This is a genomic window from Paenibacillus germinis, from assembly GCF_013141785.1.
GTDB classification, from domain to species: Bacteria; Bacillota; Bacilli; order Paenibacillales; family NBRC-103111; genus Paenibacillus_E; species Paenibacillus_E phytorum.
In genome coordinates, this window is record NZ_WHOC01000055.1 from 1 (window position 1) to 13338 (window position 13338).

Here is a 13338-nt window from a genome sequence, read left to right on the forward strand (position 1 = left end):
ATTGGAATTTCATTTGCAAGCTTTTATTTTATTTATCCATTCGTGAAGATATTCAACACGTTCAGACTCATTTATAATCGCTTGCTCCTTGTCCGTTTGGAACAAGAATCATAATATAGCACATACAATTTCGTAAAGCAACCTTTAATTATTTTTTTATGAAGGAACCTCCCGAGGCCAGAACATCTGACAAACGAAAGGTTCCGTAAGAGTATTTTATGAAAAGTGCTCTAATCTACTTTAATCTAATGCTTTTGAGCAATAAATCGAGGGGTTCTCTCTCTTGTGATTCTCCACGATGATCATGCTCAACCAGCTTATCCAACCGCGCTATCTGATGACCATAGTCGTACATAGCCGCAGCCACAACCGACAAACGCAACATTCCTACCGGCTGCTTATTATAACGGTCGATGAGTACTGTCATGAAACGCTCGTTCTCTGCTTCCATCTCCATACCTTCCGAACAGTCATCTTTGAGTTTATCATCGAATTTCAACAGAACGTGCTCGTGGAACTTTATTAGCTTTTCCAAATGATCATCGAAATAGACATCGATTGCCTGTGTGCGGGACGTTTGAAAATAGTGCTCATCCACAGCTTCAAGAACCTCAAGCCCTTTGTACATTACGAGAAGCTTCTGCTTGTAAACAACGAGTTCACGAATACGGTTTAACCCACTTCCCTTGATTTTCTTAATCTCTTCTTCCATGAGTCTGTATTTATCCGATAAAGACTTCAAGCCGCTGCGCAGACCTTCTTTTTCTTCACGGAATACGGCTTCTTTCATTTCATTAGAGATAACCGTGCGAAGGAGGAGCGACATTTTGGCAAAAATAGTACGAATCTGTGAGGCGAATTGCTCTTTGGGCTTAGGTGGAAAGAAAAGGACATTCACCACGAATGCACAACCAATACCAATCAAACTCAGAAGCAATCGATTAATAGCAAATTGCCACTCTCCAGAAGCCTCCATGACCGCTACTACGGTAACTAAGGTAAGACCAATCGTTTCCTCCATGCCCACTCTTAAACTAATGATGATGACAATAATACATACAATTCCTATAGCAATCACGTTATTAGAGAAAAACATACCCGCAAGGAGTGCTAATGCCGCACCTAGAATATTCGTCTGCAACTGCTCTAGGAAATAGCGCCAAGATCGGTAGATCGAAGGCTGCATGGCAAAAATTGCCGCTACGGCCGCAATAACAGGAGGAGAGAAATTGAGCCAAGCACTTATGTATAAGGCCAAAGCTACTGCAATCCCCGTCTTCCACACGCGCGCACCGAAAACCATGAAACCCCACCTCATCCACAAAAATCTTATTCAGTATTATCTTACACAGGTAAGGATATGGATGCAAAGATGTGGTTTAGAATTTAGATACGCTTAGCCGGCATCCTCCGAATAATTCATCCAAGGTTGCAAGGGCAGGCTAAGAATGAACTTACTGCCATTACCATGCTCACTCTGAAGAGTGAGAGAACCACTGAGCAAATTGGCAAGCTGCAAACTGATGGATAAGCCAAGACCTGTTCCTCCATATTTACGATTCGTTGCTCCATCCCCTTGCTGGAATGCTTCAAATATCAACTTTTGCTTGTCCAGGGCAATACCGATGCCAGTGTCGCAAACCGCAAAGTCGATCCACCTAGATGAATCATCGTTGTTATCCCGACTTTCAACGCATAAGGTAATCCTGCCTTCTTCTGTGAATTTTAGCGCATTCATGACCAGGTTTCGAAGTATCTGGTTGAGCTTATGTGAATCTGTTTGAATGATCGATGGCACATCTTTTCCAACGGTCACGTCAAAGCGCAGCTTTTTGGAATCCATCATGGGCTCGAATTGTTGTTTGATATAATGGGTCAGCTCTTCGATAACGACTGGCTGCCAAAGCATGTCCATCTTGCCCGCTTCGATCTTAGATAAATCTAATACGCTGTTGATCATTTGAAGCAGTTCATTACCCGATGTATGAATGATATTTGCATATTGATTCACTTCTTTTAAACTCGTTACGTCTTCACTTTCCCGTATCAGATCTGATAAAACGATTATGCTGTTTAGCGGCGTTTTGAGTTCATGCGACATGTTGGCAATAAATTCGGATTTATAGACTGAAGCCTGCGCTAACTGTTGCGCCTTCTTCTCTAGCTCACGCTTCGATTGTAGAAGCCTCTTGGTTTGTTTTCGCAGAATAACATTCATATTACGTATCTTATCCGCCCGCTGCTGCTCCTTATAGAAATCTCGAATAATGAAGACAAAGAAGGCACTTAGTAATAGGGCAGCTGGATAAGTGTAAGGAGCAACTTTAGTCAAATAAATGCTCTTAGGCACAGCACCAAAACTAGCAATACAAATGACCTGAAGCGAGTTAATTGAGAGGATCGAAATGAGCGCCTTTTTCTTATAGCTCCAAGCACTTTTTTGATATTTAGCCACAAGGATCGCTGCCAAACAACCCATCAGCATAATATTTAGCGACCCCGTAACAGATTGTGGATTTATACCGGTAATGGTGTACCTGGCCAGAGCAATTCCAAATCCAATAATGAGTAACATATAGTATTTACGGAACAAAAGTGTTCCGAAAATGATGGGAACGACTCTCAAATCAAATAGCATGTATTCAGATACCCTCACACCAAAGAACATCGTTAGCCAACCTGAACCTATAAAAATGGCGACAAGTACCGTCTGTTTCACAGTCCAAGATGCATGCTGAAACATATATTTAAAGCCAAGGTTGAATAGATAAGCACAAGTTATCAGAATGCAAATATTCACTACAAAGCTTATACAAATGGTTATGATAATACCTCCGCCCCAAACTCACACAATTTAATGGCTTACTTCAAATTATAACAACTCGCCTTCTATGAAAATACCCTTATCTATGTTGGTTTGAAACAGCTAGAAATAAGCACTCAAATTCCGCTTGAATGACACCTCCTCCGAGTAGCCATACTGTTAAGATAATATCGTACCTAATTCTGCAGGAGGACACCAATGATCAAACAAAAATGGCGAATTCCCCCTACGCAAGGGCTTGGTTTTAAGTTAGGAAAAGGGCAAGTCGTCCGTATAACCGATGTAGAAGGTGAGCAGATTGCTGACTTTATCGCTTTTCGTGCCGACGACACCAGCGTGCGTCTGGATCCAGGGGTTACCATGGATGTGCTGCGTGCGATGAAAATAAAGCCTGGGGATCTTCTCTACTCCAATACATATAGCCCACTGCTCTCCGTTGTGGCTGATACCGTAGGTCAGCACGATTTCATTAACTCTCCTTGCCGCTCTGAAATGTATGAATTGCTATACGATAAACAAAGCCACGCAAGCTGCTATTATAATCTAAATCAAGCCCTTGCTCAGTTCAGCATTCCAGCTCCGGATCAACACTATTCTTTGAACTTTTTTATGAACACGGTTATTCTGCCTTCTGGACAAATCAGGATAGAAAGGCCGCTATCCAAACCTGGCGACTATGTCGAGCTTCGCGCAGAGACGGACCTATTCGTGGCGGTATCTGCTTGCCCCTGTTCAGAAAGCGCCTGTAATGGATATGTTTGCACACCTATTGATGTGGAAATTATGAACTAGGGACATTCACCCACCTTTTCTCCTTCGCATAGTATGCACCGAATGGATGAAGGAGGGTTTTGACATGGCTAATTTAATCTCCAAAGACTGGGTTGAGGATCATCAAACGGATCTGCTGGAATGGCAGCAGGATGCCTTTCGCAAATTTGGTCATATGATTAATGATCCGGACCAGATGTACCCTTGTATACCCGGCCGTCTTGGCTTTATCTCTAATAGTCTACGATTCGGATTTGCAGGAGATCCTAGATCCGAGGAAGCTGTCAATGATGTTGCTAAGCTCTTGCAGCAATACGGTGATTGTTCGCGTGAAACGGGTAAATATGCTTCACTAGTCATTTTTTTTAATTCACCTGACGAACTAGCCAGTAGCTTTTCCATAGAAGATTATGAACAGCTGTTTTGGTCGGTTTTAAGCCGGGTAAGCGCTAAAGATCAGGCCCCTTGGCCTTCACATATTTCGTCAGATCCTACCCATCATTCCTGGGAGTTCTGTTATAACGGGCATCCGTATTTCGCCTTTTGCGGAACCCCTGCGCACGAGATTCGGAAGAGCCGACGGACTCCTTGTTTCCTTATCACGTTTCAGCCGCGGTGGGTATTCGAAGAAATCAATGAGTCGACCCCTTTTGGCCGTAATATGAAAAAGCTGATTCGTCAGAAGTTAGTCGAGTACGACGGCGTTCCAGCTCATCCCTCTTTGAAATGGTACGGTCAATCCGATAACCTAGAGTGGGAACAGTATTTCTTGCGGGATGATGAAAGTGTCGCCCCTAAATGCCCCTTCTCTTCCATGATAAATAAAGCTTAAAAAGCAAAGAAAAACCAGCATGGGTTGATGGGACCGATGCTGGTTTATTTTAAATTTAGTGTACAGTTCCTGCTCTGTTATTAGGTGGCATTTGCGGCATTCCTTGTGCCGGAACGAAGGTGTTAAGCATTTTTTGCATATCGGTTGCCTCAAGTTGTGGAACTTGGTAGTAGGCATTTCTATTTTGATACAAGAAAATTTCATAGGCCATCTCAATAAAGTTCTGTACTTGGGAAGCCAAAACACGACGCACAGCAGGGTTGGTCACTTCAACGGAAGTCATCGTCAATAGCGCAGCATGGGATTTCACAAGGCCTAGCATATGAGCACTAATGCCTGCATCCTTCACATCAGCCAGCGATTGATTCGGCTTTTTGGGCTGTGTAGGTTTGATACCGTAGATCGGCTGCGATAGATTTCGGATCATATACGTCTGCGTTTCTTGACTCGGCTTTTGCCCGGTTGAAAAGCACTCTGCCGTTATGTTGTAATGGAACAGCGCAAAGTTGTACTGACGATCCAAAATATCCAGAAGCTCGTTATCTTGGACGAATTGTCTGAAGATCATAAATTGGTCCAGCACATTAATCGTACAGGCTAACACCTCGTGCAAATCAAAGAGCTCATGCCCCCCATGATTCATATTCTGCATTCCTTGTGTCATATTGTTGTTTGGCGTTTGCTGCTGCATCTCGAAGTCTCCTTTATTGAATGGAATAGTAACTTCGATAATATGAGTTATGTTGAGCGATTTTATTCGTGTTGCAGGTAAAATACCCCCGGCAGGATGCCGAGGGTGTGATTATTTGAGATGAGACCTATAAGCAGCAGCCGCTAAGCTTTTGGCTTTTCGCCATTGCTGCTACTCGCGGCCTTAGCTGCTTTGGCAGCTGCTAGTAGACCTTTACTTTTATAAGGTTTTGGGGCACTCTTCGCTCTGTTGGCGCTAGCTTGCCATCGATTCCAGCCCTTACTGTCTGTCCCTCTACCGGTTCCGCCTTTACCCTTCGCTTTGCTCATGTACTCACTCCATTATGTTGTGCTTCTATTTTTTCAGCAACGATGCCCATGTGGTTTCAAGCCATTGATCGAAGTCAGACCCTTTGTCGCCTTCGTACGTATCATATACATCACTTCTGGTCTTCTGTAACTTCTCTTTAAACTCTTCAAACGTATGACCTTCCGGCAAGCTCTTCTTAATGCGCACAAAAACTTTACCTGCACCTTTAATCAAGTCACCTTTTTTCCTTGGCGGCAGCTGAACATCCTCACCAAATGCTCTGAGTTTGCGGTAAGCAGCCTCTTGAATGGGATATACAGCATCACCGCTCATCATACGCGTTAGTATGTTAATGGTTTGTTGGTCGTTATACTGACCTAATGCTTCAACGGCTTCTAGACGTTCTCTCCAATTGGATGTACGGCTAGCCGATTTTTTTAGTTCCTCTAAATTGGGAGGTATTTCGTTATTTAATTCAATGGTCAAATGATTCAAGCTCCTTCTGTCTGCTGTTATTAGATTGATGTTACACTTTTTTGAGGTGGAGCGCCAACTTTTTGGTGATTATATTTATAAATGGGACATAAGAGTACCATTTATACAGGATTTTATATAATTTATCATATTATACGGGTATCTCTTTTTATCAACGATTTCAATAACCTCAATTTGAGGTGAATGAGATGTCCGATTTTTTAAGACTGGTTGGCGAGCGGTTAAGAATGGTTAGAAAGTTAAAGGGGTTAACACAAGATCAGTTGGCTGAAAAAACAGGCAAGGAAAGTATGAGTAAATCGCACATTTCGGATATAGAAAGAGGTCAAAGGAATATTTCACTTCTTACGTTGGAAGTCTTAATGAATGCCTTAGAAATTGATCCTAGCGAGTTGTTCAATTTTCAGAAGCTTGATGGTGAAGGAATTCATGAGAAAAAGTTGATTCTGGATATTCATAAAAGCATGCTCATGGAGAGAGGGCTTGATGAGGTTAAGTATGTCGTTCGGACAACGAATGATTTCCTGGATACCATTGATGCCAAGGAGTCTGGTAAAAGGAATAAGAAAAGTTAGCGTTTCGGTATGTATGGGGCTGTCCCAGATCCATATGGGAAATTCAGCCCCCAGGTTGAGAATTTCGAAGGGGAAGGGCTGTCCTATAAGTAGATTTACCTACTTATAGGACAGCCCCATGTTATTCGTATGAACGACTGATTAGCAAAAAAACAAAACAACGACCAGCTCACACTCATGCGAACTGACCGCTGCTTCATTTGCTATTCATTATATCAGCCTCAATTTACGACAACACCCCTACAGTACTTGCATACAGCTGCATCGATTGCAATTTCCTCGTTACAATACGCGCACGACTTATGTGTTTGCAAATCAGACGATGGTACCACTTTGCGTTTCTTCACGTTCATGTAAATCAATAGACCAACCACAACCACGATAACGGCCAACAACCAATAAACCATACCGAAACACCTCCTAGTCGATAAACAACTTCTGATGATTCCGTATAAGTATATTCGGTCATCCTTGTCCATTTGTCTTAGTTGTGAACAAGATTAAAATCCCCTTACATCATCATGATCCGTTCCCGTAATAACGTCATACCAGTCTTCAATGTCTTTTTCAAACTTTGCCGTCTTTTCTCTATACATAGCAAGGGTGTCATTGCCTAAAGGCAAATGAACAGGAGGCTTTTCAGCGTTGGCCAATGTAATGAAAGCTTGTGCGAGTTTCTTGGGATCGCCAGGCTGCTTCTTATTAACTTGTGTGGCAAAGCTTCGCATTTCTCCCACTGTGCCTGCATAATCATCGATGACATGAGCGGTTCTTATCAAAGATGTTGGATCAAGGAATTCCGTTCTAAAAAAGCCTGGTTCCACAGTGGTTGCATAAATCCCTAAAGGAGCTAATTCCAAAGCCATGGACTCCGTAATACCTTCAACAGCAAACTTGGTGGAACCATAAATCCCCCAGCCCACAAACCCGTTTAATCCACCAACTGATGAAATATTGATGACATGTCCCGAACGCTGCTTACGCATGTAGGGTAAAATTGCGCGGGTAACGTTTAGTAAACCGAAAACATTGGCACCATAATTTTGTTTCACTTCTTCATTCGAAGCTTCCTCAACGGCACTCAGCAATCCATAACCAGCATTATTGACTAGCACGTCAATTCTTCCGAATTTGTCTGTTGCTTGTTTCGCTGCATCTAAGGCTTGAGCTTCGTCCGTAACATCCAGCACAGTTACCAATAAATTTTCGTTGTTCTCAAGCTGCGCGGCTAGTTGTTCAGGCTTGCTGCGAACGGTGGCTACCACCTTGTTGCCCTCCGCTAAAGCAGCTTTTGTAATTTCCAATCCGAAGCCTCTAGATGCGCCGGTGATGAACCATACTTTTTGATTTGTCATTATGTTGTTGTCTCCTTCTCGTCGTCATTTTTGAAATGAAGATTTCATGACCTAAGATTATCACAGTGCATTCCGACCTACTTTTCCAAAAAGCCCAAAGTATTTGTCCATTTAGCTCAAATAAAAAAAACTTAGCCCGGCGGGTGCCGAACTAAGATCTCTGTTAGTTTTTAGCTTAACTGTTGCTTGTAAGAGGACGGGGTATAGCCAAAATGCTCTTTGAAAACCCTCGAAAAATGCGCAACATTCTCAAAGCCCGTCGTAAAGCAAACATCCGTTACTGACATGGCCGAATAGGTCAACAATTCTTTGGCCTTCTCCAAGCGTTTCTGCCGAATCCATAGTGATGGGGACGTGTTGTAAATCGTTTGAAAATCCCGTTTGAAGCTGGACAAGCTTCTTCCCGATAAATAAGCTAAATCATTCACCGAAACAGGATTCAAGATATTTTGTTCCACGACGGTTGAGATATCGGATCGTACCTGCTGCTTCAATTGAAGTAATTGCTGCACGATATTTTCATTGGCATGGCTAAGATCAAACAACAATTCCAACAACTTAATTTTAATTAATCCGTCCTCAATGTTATCGGGTTCGTTAAAATATGGTTTTAGAGACTCTAAATAGGTTAACAGTCGTTCACTTATCGGATTTACAAAAATAGGTACCAACACTGTTGGCTGCGCAGATTGAATGTCCGCCATTTTAATAAAGTCTTTGAGCACTTCGTCTTTTAGAAAAAACATCATGTACTCTAATAAGTACGCCTGATTAGGTTCGCCTGATTTTTCATATTCAATGACAATGGATTTTTGCAACAGTACCATTTCATGCTTATGAACAACGTACACTTGATCGCCGTATCGCACCGTATAAGTGCCATTCAGCACAAACATGAGAAGGTAGTCTTCTAAGAACATAGTCCCTTGTTTTCCTACCGTGTTGGTGCACGATTCAATGACTGTGAGCCCTTTGAGTTTCAAAACGCTTTGATTGAATGGCGATGCTGCTAAGCCTTGCGGTGCTTTTATTATTCTTTGGGTCACGCGCACCCTCCCCTCAATTCCCCACTCCAAATGATGATAACCAAACTCAGGCTGATGATAGGAGATATCCTCCCTAATTGTACCATGGAATATGACATTTTCCTGCTGGATGACACTGATTTGTCTTTTCGCGTTGTTCTGAAGTACTTTTGCTCGATGCATCAACCATATCCTTTGAACATATTAATATAATAAAGCGCTTCCAATATCGCTATCGTGGAGAATTTGTAGGAAATATATATATAAGGAGTTGATGGCCATGTTCAACCCAAAAGAATGGACCAAACAAATGAAATTCATTCACGGCGTTGCAAGAACTATCTACATCAACAAATACACTGGACTACCAAAGCTAAGTTGTACTTTCACCAAAGAGCAGCAGAAAGCGTTAGAACGTGAGGACAGCAAGTTATCACTTTCGTAATTAGAACATAATCGGATTATGGTTTCTCTAACGGAAAGGACGCTGCTGCAGCGTTCTTTTTTTCACAGTGGTAGATAAGAACTTTAAGTTTGAAAAAGAAAAAGGGCCCCTCTTTCGGGGTCCTCTTCGTCATTGAATAAATGGAAATCCAACTATTGTAGTACATGACTACATTAATGATTAATCGAGATGAATACCAAAATGCTCTTGCAAGGCAGCCTTATACTCCTCTTCAGTCTGCGGAGTGAAAGTCCTAACCCCCGCGGATGTAAAGATGCGAAACTCTCGGCCAGCCAGCGTATTTCGTCCCTCCAGGGTGCGCATGGCTACCATTGGGCTTTTGGTAAATATCGAATCCGGGGCGTTCTCACACCAGAAGGTCGCAAAGGTGAAGTCCTTCGGCAGCTGAGGCTCCTCCGTAAACGAGTAGATGCGGTTCCATTCCTTGTTGTTCTTCTGCTCACATAGCATCCAACCGTAATAGGCATCGCGCTCGAGACGGTAGTACTCTCCGCCTTGATGCTGTTCAAGACCTTCGATCCATGCGATCGGCCTGCGGGGGACAATCCCGCCTACTCCGACATCACACAAATAAGTCGTGCCTTCTGCTTCTACTTTCAGGACGTGATGACGTCGTTTCGGTGGTGTGTTCGGTTCATCCCGCCAAAATCGAGCAACCAAGTCAGTGACCGAGTAGCCAAGCTCCCGCAACAGCCAACCGAATAAAGCGTTCAGCTCAAAGCAGTACCCACCGCGCCCACGCACAACAATCTTCTGATATACATCCTGAGGATCCAACGATAAAGCTATGCGGTTCATAATGTCCAAATTTTCGTACGGAACCGTGTGCAGATGACACTCCTGCAGGTCGGCCAGTGTCTTTGCGCTGCCATCGAGCGAACCTTTAAATCCGATACGCTCCAGATAGGCCTGAATCTGACTATTTTTACTGAACATGTTGAACACTCCATCCTTATTTTTTTCATTGATAGACAAGATAGTGCGATTTAACAACAATATACTTTAAAAAAATACCATCATCACCCTATTTCCGTCATATATTCCAGTTTAACTCTTCATAAAAGCTTACAAAACGACAACGGTTTTCGAGCGACATTTTAGTTCTAATCCGTTAATCTATGAAAAAAGATTCATAGGAGGGCTAATTTATGATTCAAAACTTAGAGCTATGTGCAACGGGATTGTTAATTATCACCATCATGTTTCATCTTTTTATAGATATAATCAAAAAGAATAAAATCATTAACTATCCAATTCAAGAAGAGGAATCTATCCAAGTTATTTATCCGCAGTATATCGACTGCAGCCGGAGCATTAATCTTTCACTTCTTCCCAAAGATTATCTTTTTACGGATGGGCAGCTCAGCGAGATTCATTAATTTAAGGGGGCCATACTGTGTCAAACAAGGTAATCAGTGATGAAGAGTTGATCTTGCTGCTGTCTCCCACTAATAATAACGAAGAAAATGAGCACTCAGAGAAACCGAAGCTAACCATGAAATTACTATATGAGCTTATAAAAAAGTTAAAACAAGAGAACATGTTGCTTTCCAAACGTGTAGACGAATTTGAACAGCAATTGAATTTGTTGCACCAAATTCGAGATGAGGTGGCGGCCACCACCCTAGATCTGCCGATTATCGAGGAAACCGAAATCACAGTCAGGATGGAAGCTGAGCTCGTTCCTAGCCTCCCGCAAACCATCCAAACCTCCCGCGCCGAACGTCATCCTTCTAAAAAGAATAAAAAGGATAAGTCCTTTTGGACCTATTTATTTAGCCACTTAACCAATTTCCACTTCAATTAGCTTGAACTGTGTAACATCGACAAGACCTCGGTTTGAAATCCGAATTTCAGGAATAACAGGTAAAGCAATTAATGAGAATGTCATAAACGGAGCGTTCAGCGGGCAACCCATTTGTTTCCACGCTTTTTCGAGCTCTGCAACCTCTTTAACGACTTCAAGCAATGATTTATCTGACATGAGGCCTGCGATGGTCATCGGTACTTGAGCCAGCACTTTACCGTTCTCTACAACGATCATGCCGCCTCCCATTTTGACAAGCTCATTAGCTGCCAAAGCCATATCTTGCTCATTGATCCCCATAACAATTAGATTGTGACTGTCATGCGCCACTGTAGAGGCTACCGCACCTACCTTCAATTGAAAGCCATGCGTAAAGCCAAGTGAAATTTGACCCGTTCCACGGTGCCGCTCGATACAGGCGAGACGAATAATATCCTGCTCAACATCTGGTTGGATGATCCCTTGCTCAACACCCAGCATTGCTGTCATTTTCTCTGTTCTTGCACTATTTTCAATAACGTTAATGACATTAACCTTTGTCTTTTCCTGATTACTGCGACTTACAAGCTTGAAGTCCTCAGGCGTAAGCTCTCGCTTAACGTTCATGGAATTACGGATGTGCTCGGGGTAGACGAAATCGGGGAAATCAACCGTAAGCATGCCATAATCAAAAACAACTTGACCATCAGTAATGACAGTTGAAGGCTCGACCTTCTGTAAATTATCCAGCAATAAAATGTCAGCACATTTACCGGGAGTAATACTGCCCAAATCTTGCTCCATTTTAAAATAGCGCGCCACATTAATCGTTACCATCTGAATCGCTGTTACAGGATCGACACCCTCTTCGATTGCGCGGCGCACCACATGATTGAGATGCCCTTTCTCCACCAAAGTTTGCGGATTTACGTCATCCGTAACGAGCGAAATATTGGACGTGTTGACCTTATCTTCGGTTACCACCTTAATGACCTCTTTGACATCATGCCAGGCAGAACCTTCACGAATCATAAGGTGCATGCCCATGCGGACTTTGTGAAGACCTTGTTCCCTTGTTACGGTTTCATGATCAGATGTCACGCCGGACGCTATATACGCTTGCAGCATACGATCATCATCACTTGGAAAATGTCCTGTGACGGTTTTACCACTCTTGATCGTTTCTTCAATCTCCCCGCACATTTTCGGATCACCGTAAACGACACCAGGGAAATTCATGACTTCACCTAGTCCGACCACATTATCCCACTGCAGTCCCTCTTTAATATCGGTCACTTCTAAGCTTGCACCTGCATCTTCTAAGCCGTTAGTCGCTGGTACGCAGGATGGGAAGGTCGTGAATACTTTGAGAGGCAGCTGCTGCCCCTCTTCGTGCATCAGCCTTACACCTTCTATTCCAAATACATTGGCAATTTCATGAGGGTCCATAAAAATCCCCGTTGTTCCTTTGGCTAATCCCGCTTTGGCAAACTCGGTAACAGAAAGCATCGTGCTTTCAACATGCATATGACCATCTAAAAATCCTGGAGATATATACTTCCCTGTTGCGTCGATAACGACCGTTTGATCCCCAATGGTATGGTCTGCATTCCCTACATACGCAATTCTCCCAGCGGCAACAGCAACATCCATATGCTTAAGTAATTCACCAGAATACACATTGACGAGTGTTCCATTCTTAATGACTACATCGGCAAAAGCTTCGCCTAGTGCAACCTTAGCTAGCGTTCTGCTCACTTCAACTAGTCTATTTCTTTTATTTAGAGTCATGGGTTTTGTACTCCTTTATGTATTTAAATTAATTGACCTTTTCCGGTTCGGTGACAACCGTCACTTCTCCCTGAACATCGGTTTACTTGCATTATTTGTATCACTTCATATTAAATTTACCATGAAAAAGGTTTTTCTCAAGGGTTGCATGCTACAGCAGAGGATTTCCCATTTCTTTTTATTAAATTATACGGTGCAACGGTCATTCAGATGTTTCGTTCAAACGAAAAAAGACCACCCGAAGGTGATCTTTATCATTAAAGCGGGCGGCGGGAATCGAACCCGCGCGATCAGCTTGGAAGGCTGAAGTTCTACCATTAAACTACGCCCGCGCGTCTATCGGGACGACACGATTTGAACATGCGACCCCCTGCTCCCAAAGCAGGTGCTCTACCAAGCTGAGCTACGTCCCGATAAG

General features: G+C 42.9%; 16 protein-coding genes and 2 tRNA genes. 6 read left to right on the forward strand and 12 right to left on the reverse strand.

Annotated elements, in window-relative coordinates; translation table 11 throughout:
• Positions 1-235 precede the first annotated feature (235 nt).
• Both GC102_RS10725 and GC102_RS40300 read right to left on the reverse strand, forming a co-directional pair.
• On the reverse strand, positions 236-1303 hold the full coding sequence (locus GC102_RS10725; protein WP_171689518.1) for an FUSC family protein: 1068 nt from the start codon (positions 1301-1303) through the stop codon (positions 236-238).
• 93 nt (positions 1304-1396) lie between these two features.
• Complete coding sequence (locus tag GC102_RS40300) at positions 1397-2743, reverse strand: ATP-binding protein (RefSeq protein WP_376769359.1); 1347 nt, start codon at positions 2741-2743, stop codon at positions 1397-1399.
• A 279-nt stretch (positions 2744-3022) separates the two neighbouring features.
• On the opposite strand from GC102_RS40300, the gene GC102_RS10735 reads away from it, so the two are divergent.
• Both GC102_RS10735 and GC102_RS10740 read left to right on the forward strand, forming a co-directional pair.
• Entirely contained in the window at positions 3023-3616 is a 594-nt protein-coding gene (locus tag GC102_RS10735) for a DUF1989 domain-containing protein (RefSeq protein ID WP_171689520.1), read from the forward strand.
• 64 nt (positions 3617-3680) lie between these two features.
• Positions 3681-4427, forward strand: a complete 747-nt coding sequence (locus GC102_RS10740) for a YqcI/YcgG family protein (RefSeq protein WP_171689521.1) — start codon at positions 3681-3683, stop codon at positions 4425-4427.
• 55 nt (positions 4428-4482) lie between these two features.
• Here GC102_RS10740 and GC102_RS10745 read toward each other — a convergent pair whose 3' ends face one another.
• From GC102_RS10745 to GC102_RS10755, 3 genes are all read right to left on the reverse strand, one after another.
• Positions 4483-5118, reverse strand: coding sequence for a spore coat protein (locus GC102_RS10745; protein ID WP_171689522.1), 636 nt, complete (start codon positions 5116-5118; stop codon positions 4483-4485).
• Between the two features lie 143 nt (positions 5119-5261).
• Complete coding sequence (locus GC102_RS10750) at positions 5262-5447, reverse strand: DUF3934 family protein (RefSeq protein ID WP_171641675.1); 186 nt, start codon at positions 5445-5447, stop codon at positions 5262-5264.
• 25 nt (positions 5448-5472) lie between these two features.
• A complete protein-coding gene (locus GC102_RS10755) occupies positions 5473-5913 on the reverse strand; it encodes a HEAT repeat domain-containing protein (RefSeq protein ID WP_376769360.1) in 441 nt (146 codons plus the stop codon).
• A 197-nt stretch (positions 5914-6110) separates the two neighbouring features.
• Here GC102_RS10755 and GC102_RS10760 point away from each other — a divergent pair, with 197 nt between their 5' ends.
• Positions 6111-6497 carry a helix-turn-helix domain-containing protein gene (locus GC102_RS10760; RefSeq protein WP_171689524.1) on the forward strand — a complete coding sequence of 129 codons (387 nt, stop codon included), beginning with the start codon at positions 6111-6113 and terminating at the stop codon, positions 6495-6497.
• Between the two features lie 221 nt (positions 6498-6718).
• On the opposite strand, the gene GC102_RS10765 is transcribed toward GC102_RS10760, so the two are convergent.
• The 3 genes from GC102_RS10765 to GC102_RS10775 form a co-directional block, all read right to left on the reverse strand.
• Complete coding sequence (locus GC102_RS10765; RefSeq protein WP_171641671.1) at positions 6719-6904, reverse strand: hypothetical protein; 186 nt, start codon at positions 6902-6904, stop codon at positions 6719-6721.
• A gap of 93 nt (positions 6905-6997) precedes the next feature.
• Positions 6998-7852, reverse strand: coding sequence for an oxidoreductase (locus tag GC102_RS10770; protein WP_171689525.1), 855 nt, complete (start codon positions 7850-7852; stop codon positions 6998-7000).
• 170 nt (positions 7853-8022) lie between these two features.
• Positions 8023-9060 (reverse strand): helix-turn-helix domain-containing protein, encoded by a 1038-nt coding sequence (locus GC102_RS10775; RefSeq protein ID WP_216628022.1) that lies wholly within the window; start codon positions 9058-9060, stop codon positions 8023-8025.
• 97 nt (positions 9061-9157) lie between these two features.
• On the opposite strand from GC102_RS10775, the gene GC102_RS10780 reads away from it, so the two are divergent.
• Positions 9158-9322 (forward strand): hypothetical protein, encoded by a 165-nt coding sequence (locus tag GC102_RS10780; RefSeq protein ID WP_171689526.1) that lies wholly within the window; start codon positions 9158-9160, stop codon positions 9320-9322.
• Between the two features lie 180 nt (positions 9323-9502).
• Here GC102_RS10780 and GC102_RS10785 read toward each other — a convergent pair whose 3' ends face one another.
• On the reverse strand, positions 9503-10279 hold the full coding sequence (locus tag GC102_RS10785; protein WP_171689527.1) for an arylamine N-acetyltransferase family protein: 777 nt from the start codon (positions 10277-10279) through the stop codon (positions 9503-9505).
• Positions 10280-10491: 212 nt separating this feature from the next.
• Between GC102_RS10785 and GC102_RS10790 the strand changes: the two genes are divergently transcribed.
• Both GC102_RS10790 and GC102_RS10795 read left to right on the forward strand, forming a co-directional pair.
• Complete coding sequence (locus tag GC102_RS10790; protein WP_171689528.1) at positions 10492-10722, forward strand: hypothetical protein; 231 nt, start codon at positions 10492-10494, stop codon at positions 10720-10722.
• Positions 10723-10739: 17 nt separating this feature from the next.
• Positions 10740-11150: a hypothetical protein gene (locus GC102_RS10795; protein ID WP_171689529.1), complete on the forward strand. Its 411-nt coding sequence runs from the start codon at positions 10740-10742 to the stop codon at positions 11148-11150.
• Here the strand turns inward: GC102_RS10795 and ade are convergent.
• The 3 genes from ade to GC102_RS10810 form a co-directional block, all read right to left on the reverse strand.
• Positions 11127-12920 carry an adenine deaminase gene (gene ade, locus GC102_RS10800; protein WP_171689530.1) on the reverse strand — a complete coding sequence of 598 codons (1794 nt, stop codon included), beginning with the start codon at positions 12918-12920 and terminating at the stop codon, positions 11127-11129. The two genes, GC102_RS10795 and ade, sit on opposite strands and share 24 nt — an antisense overlap.
• A gap of 261 nt (positions 12921-13181) precedes the next feature.
• A tRNA-Gly gene (locus GC102_RS10805) sits at positions 13182-13252 on the reverse strand.
• A gap of 7 nt (positions 13253-13259) precedes the next feature.
• A tRNA-Pro gene (locus GC102_RS10810) sits at positions 13260-13333 on the reverse strand.
• Positions 13334-13338 lie beyond the last annotated feature (5 nt).

What these genes read in the sequence shown, in the direction of transcription:
- GC102_RS10775 (WP_216628022.1), bottom strand. Translation starts at nt 9,060, where the DNA reads ATGCATCGAGCAAAAGTACTTCAGAACAACGCGAAAAGACAAATCAGT.
- GC102_RS40300 (WP_376769359.1), bottom strand. Translation starts at nt 2,743, where the DNA reads ATGTTTCAGCATGCATCTTGGACTGTGAAACAGACGGTACTTGTCGCC.
- GC102_RS10750 (WP_171641675.1), bottom strand. Translation starts at nt 5,447, where the DNA reads ATGAGCAAAGCGAAGGGTAAAGGCGGAACCGGTAGAGGGACAGACAGT.
- GC102_RS10745 (WP_171689522.1), bottom strand. Translation starts at nt 5,118, where the DNA reads ATGCAGCAGCAAACGCCAAACAACAATATGACACAAGGAATGCAGAAT.
- GC102_RS10735 (WP_171689520.1), top strand. Translation starts at nt 3,023, where the DNA reads ATGATCAAACAAAAATGGCGAATTCCCCCTACGCAAGGGCTTGGTTTT.
- GC102_RS10725 (WP_171689518.1), bottom strand. Translation starts at nt 1,303, where the DNA reads ATGGTTTTCGGTGCGCGCGTGTGGAAGACGGGGATTGCAGTAGCTTTG.
- GC102_RS10790 (WP_171689528.1), top strand. Translation starts at nt 10,492, where the DNA reads ATGATTCAAAACTTAGAGCTATGTGCAACGGGATTGTTAATTATCACC.
- GC102_RS10760 (WP_171689524.1), top strand. Translation starts at nt 6,111, where the DNA reads ATGTCCGATTTTTTAAGACTGGTTGGCGAGCGGTTAAGAATGGTTAGA.
- GC102_RS10740 (WP_171689521.1), top strand. Translation starts at nt 3,681, where the DNA reads ATGGCTAATTTAATCTCCAAAGACTGGGTTGAGGATCATCAAACGGAT.
- GC102_RS10770 (WP_171689525.1), bottom strand. Translation starts at nt 7,852, where the DNA reads ATGACAAATCAAAAAGTATGGTTCATCACCGGCGCATCTAGAGGCTTC.
- ade (WP_171689530.1), bottom strand. Translation starts at nt 12,920, where the DNA reads ATGACTCTAAATAAAAGAAATAGACTAGTTGAAGTGAGCAGAACGCTA.
- GC102_RS10780 (WP_171689526.1), top strand. Translation starts at nt 9,158, where the DNA reads ATGTTCAACCCAAAAGAATGGACCAAACAAATGAAATTCATTCACGGC.
- GC102_RS10785 (WP_171689527.1), bottom strand. Translation starts at nt 10,279, where the DNA reads ATGTTCAGTAAAAATAGTCAGATTCAGGCCTATCTGGAGCGTATCGGA.
- GC102_RS10765 (WP_171641671.1), bottom strand. Translation starts at nt 6,904, where the DNA reads ATGGTTTATTGGTTGTTGGCCGTTATCGTGGTTGTGGTTGGTCTATTG.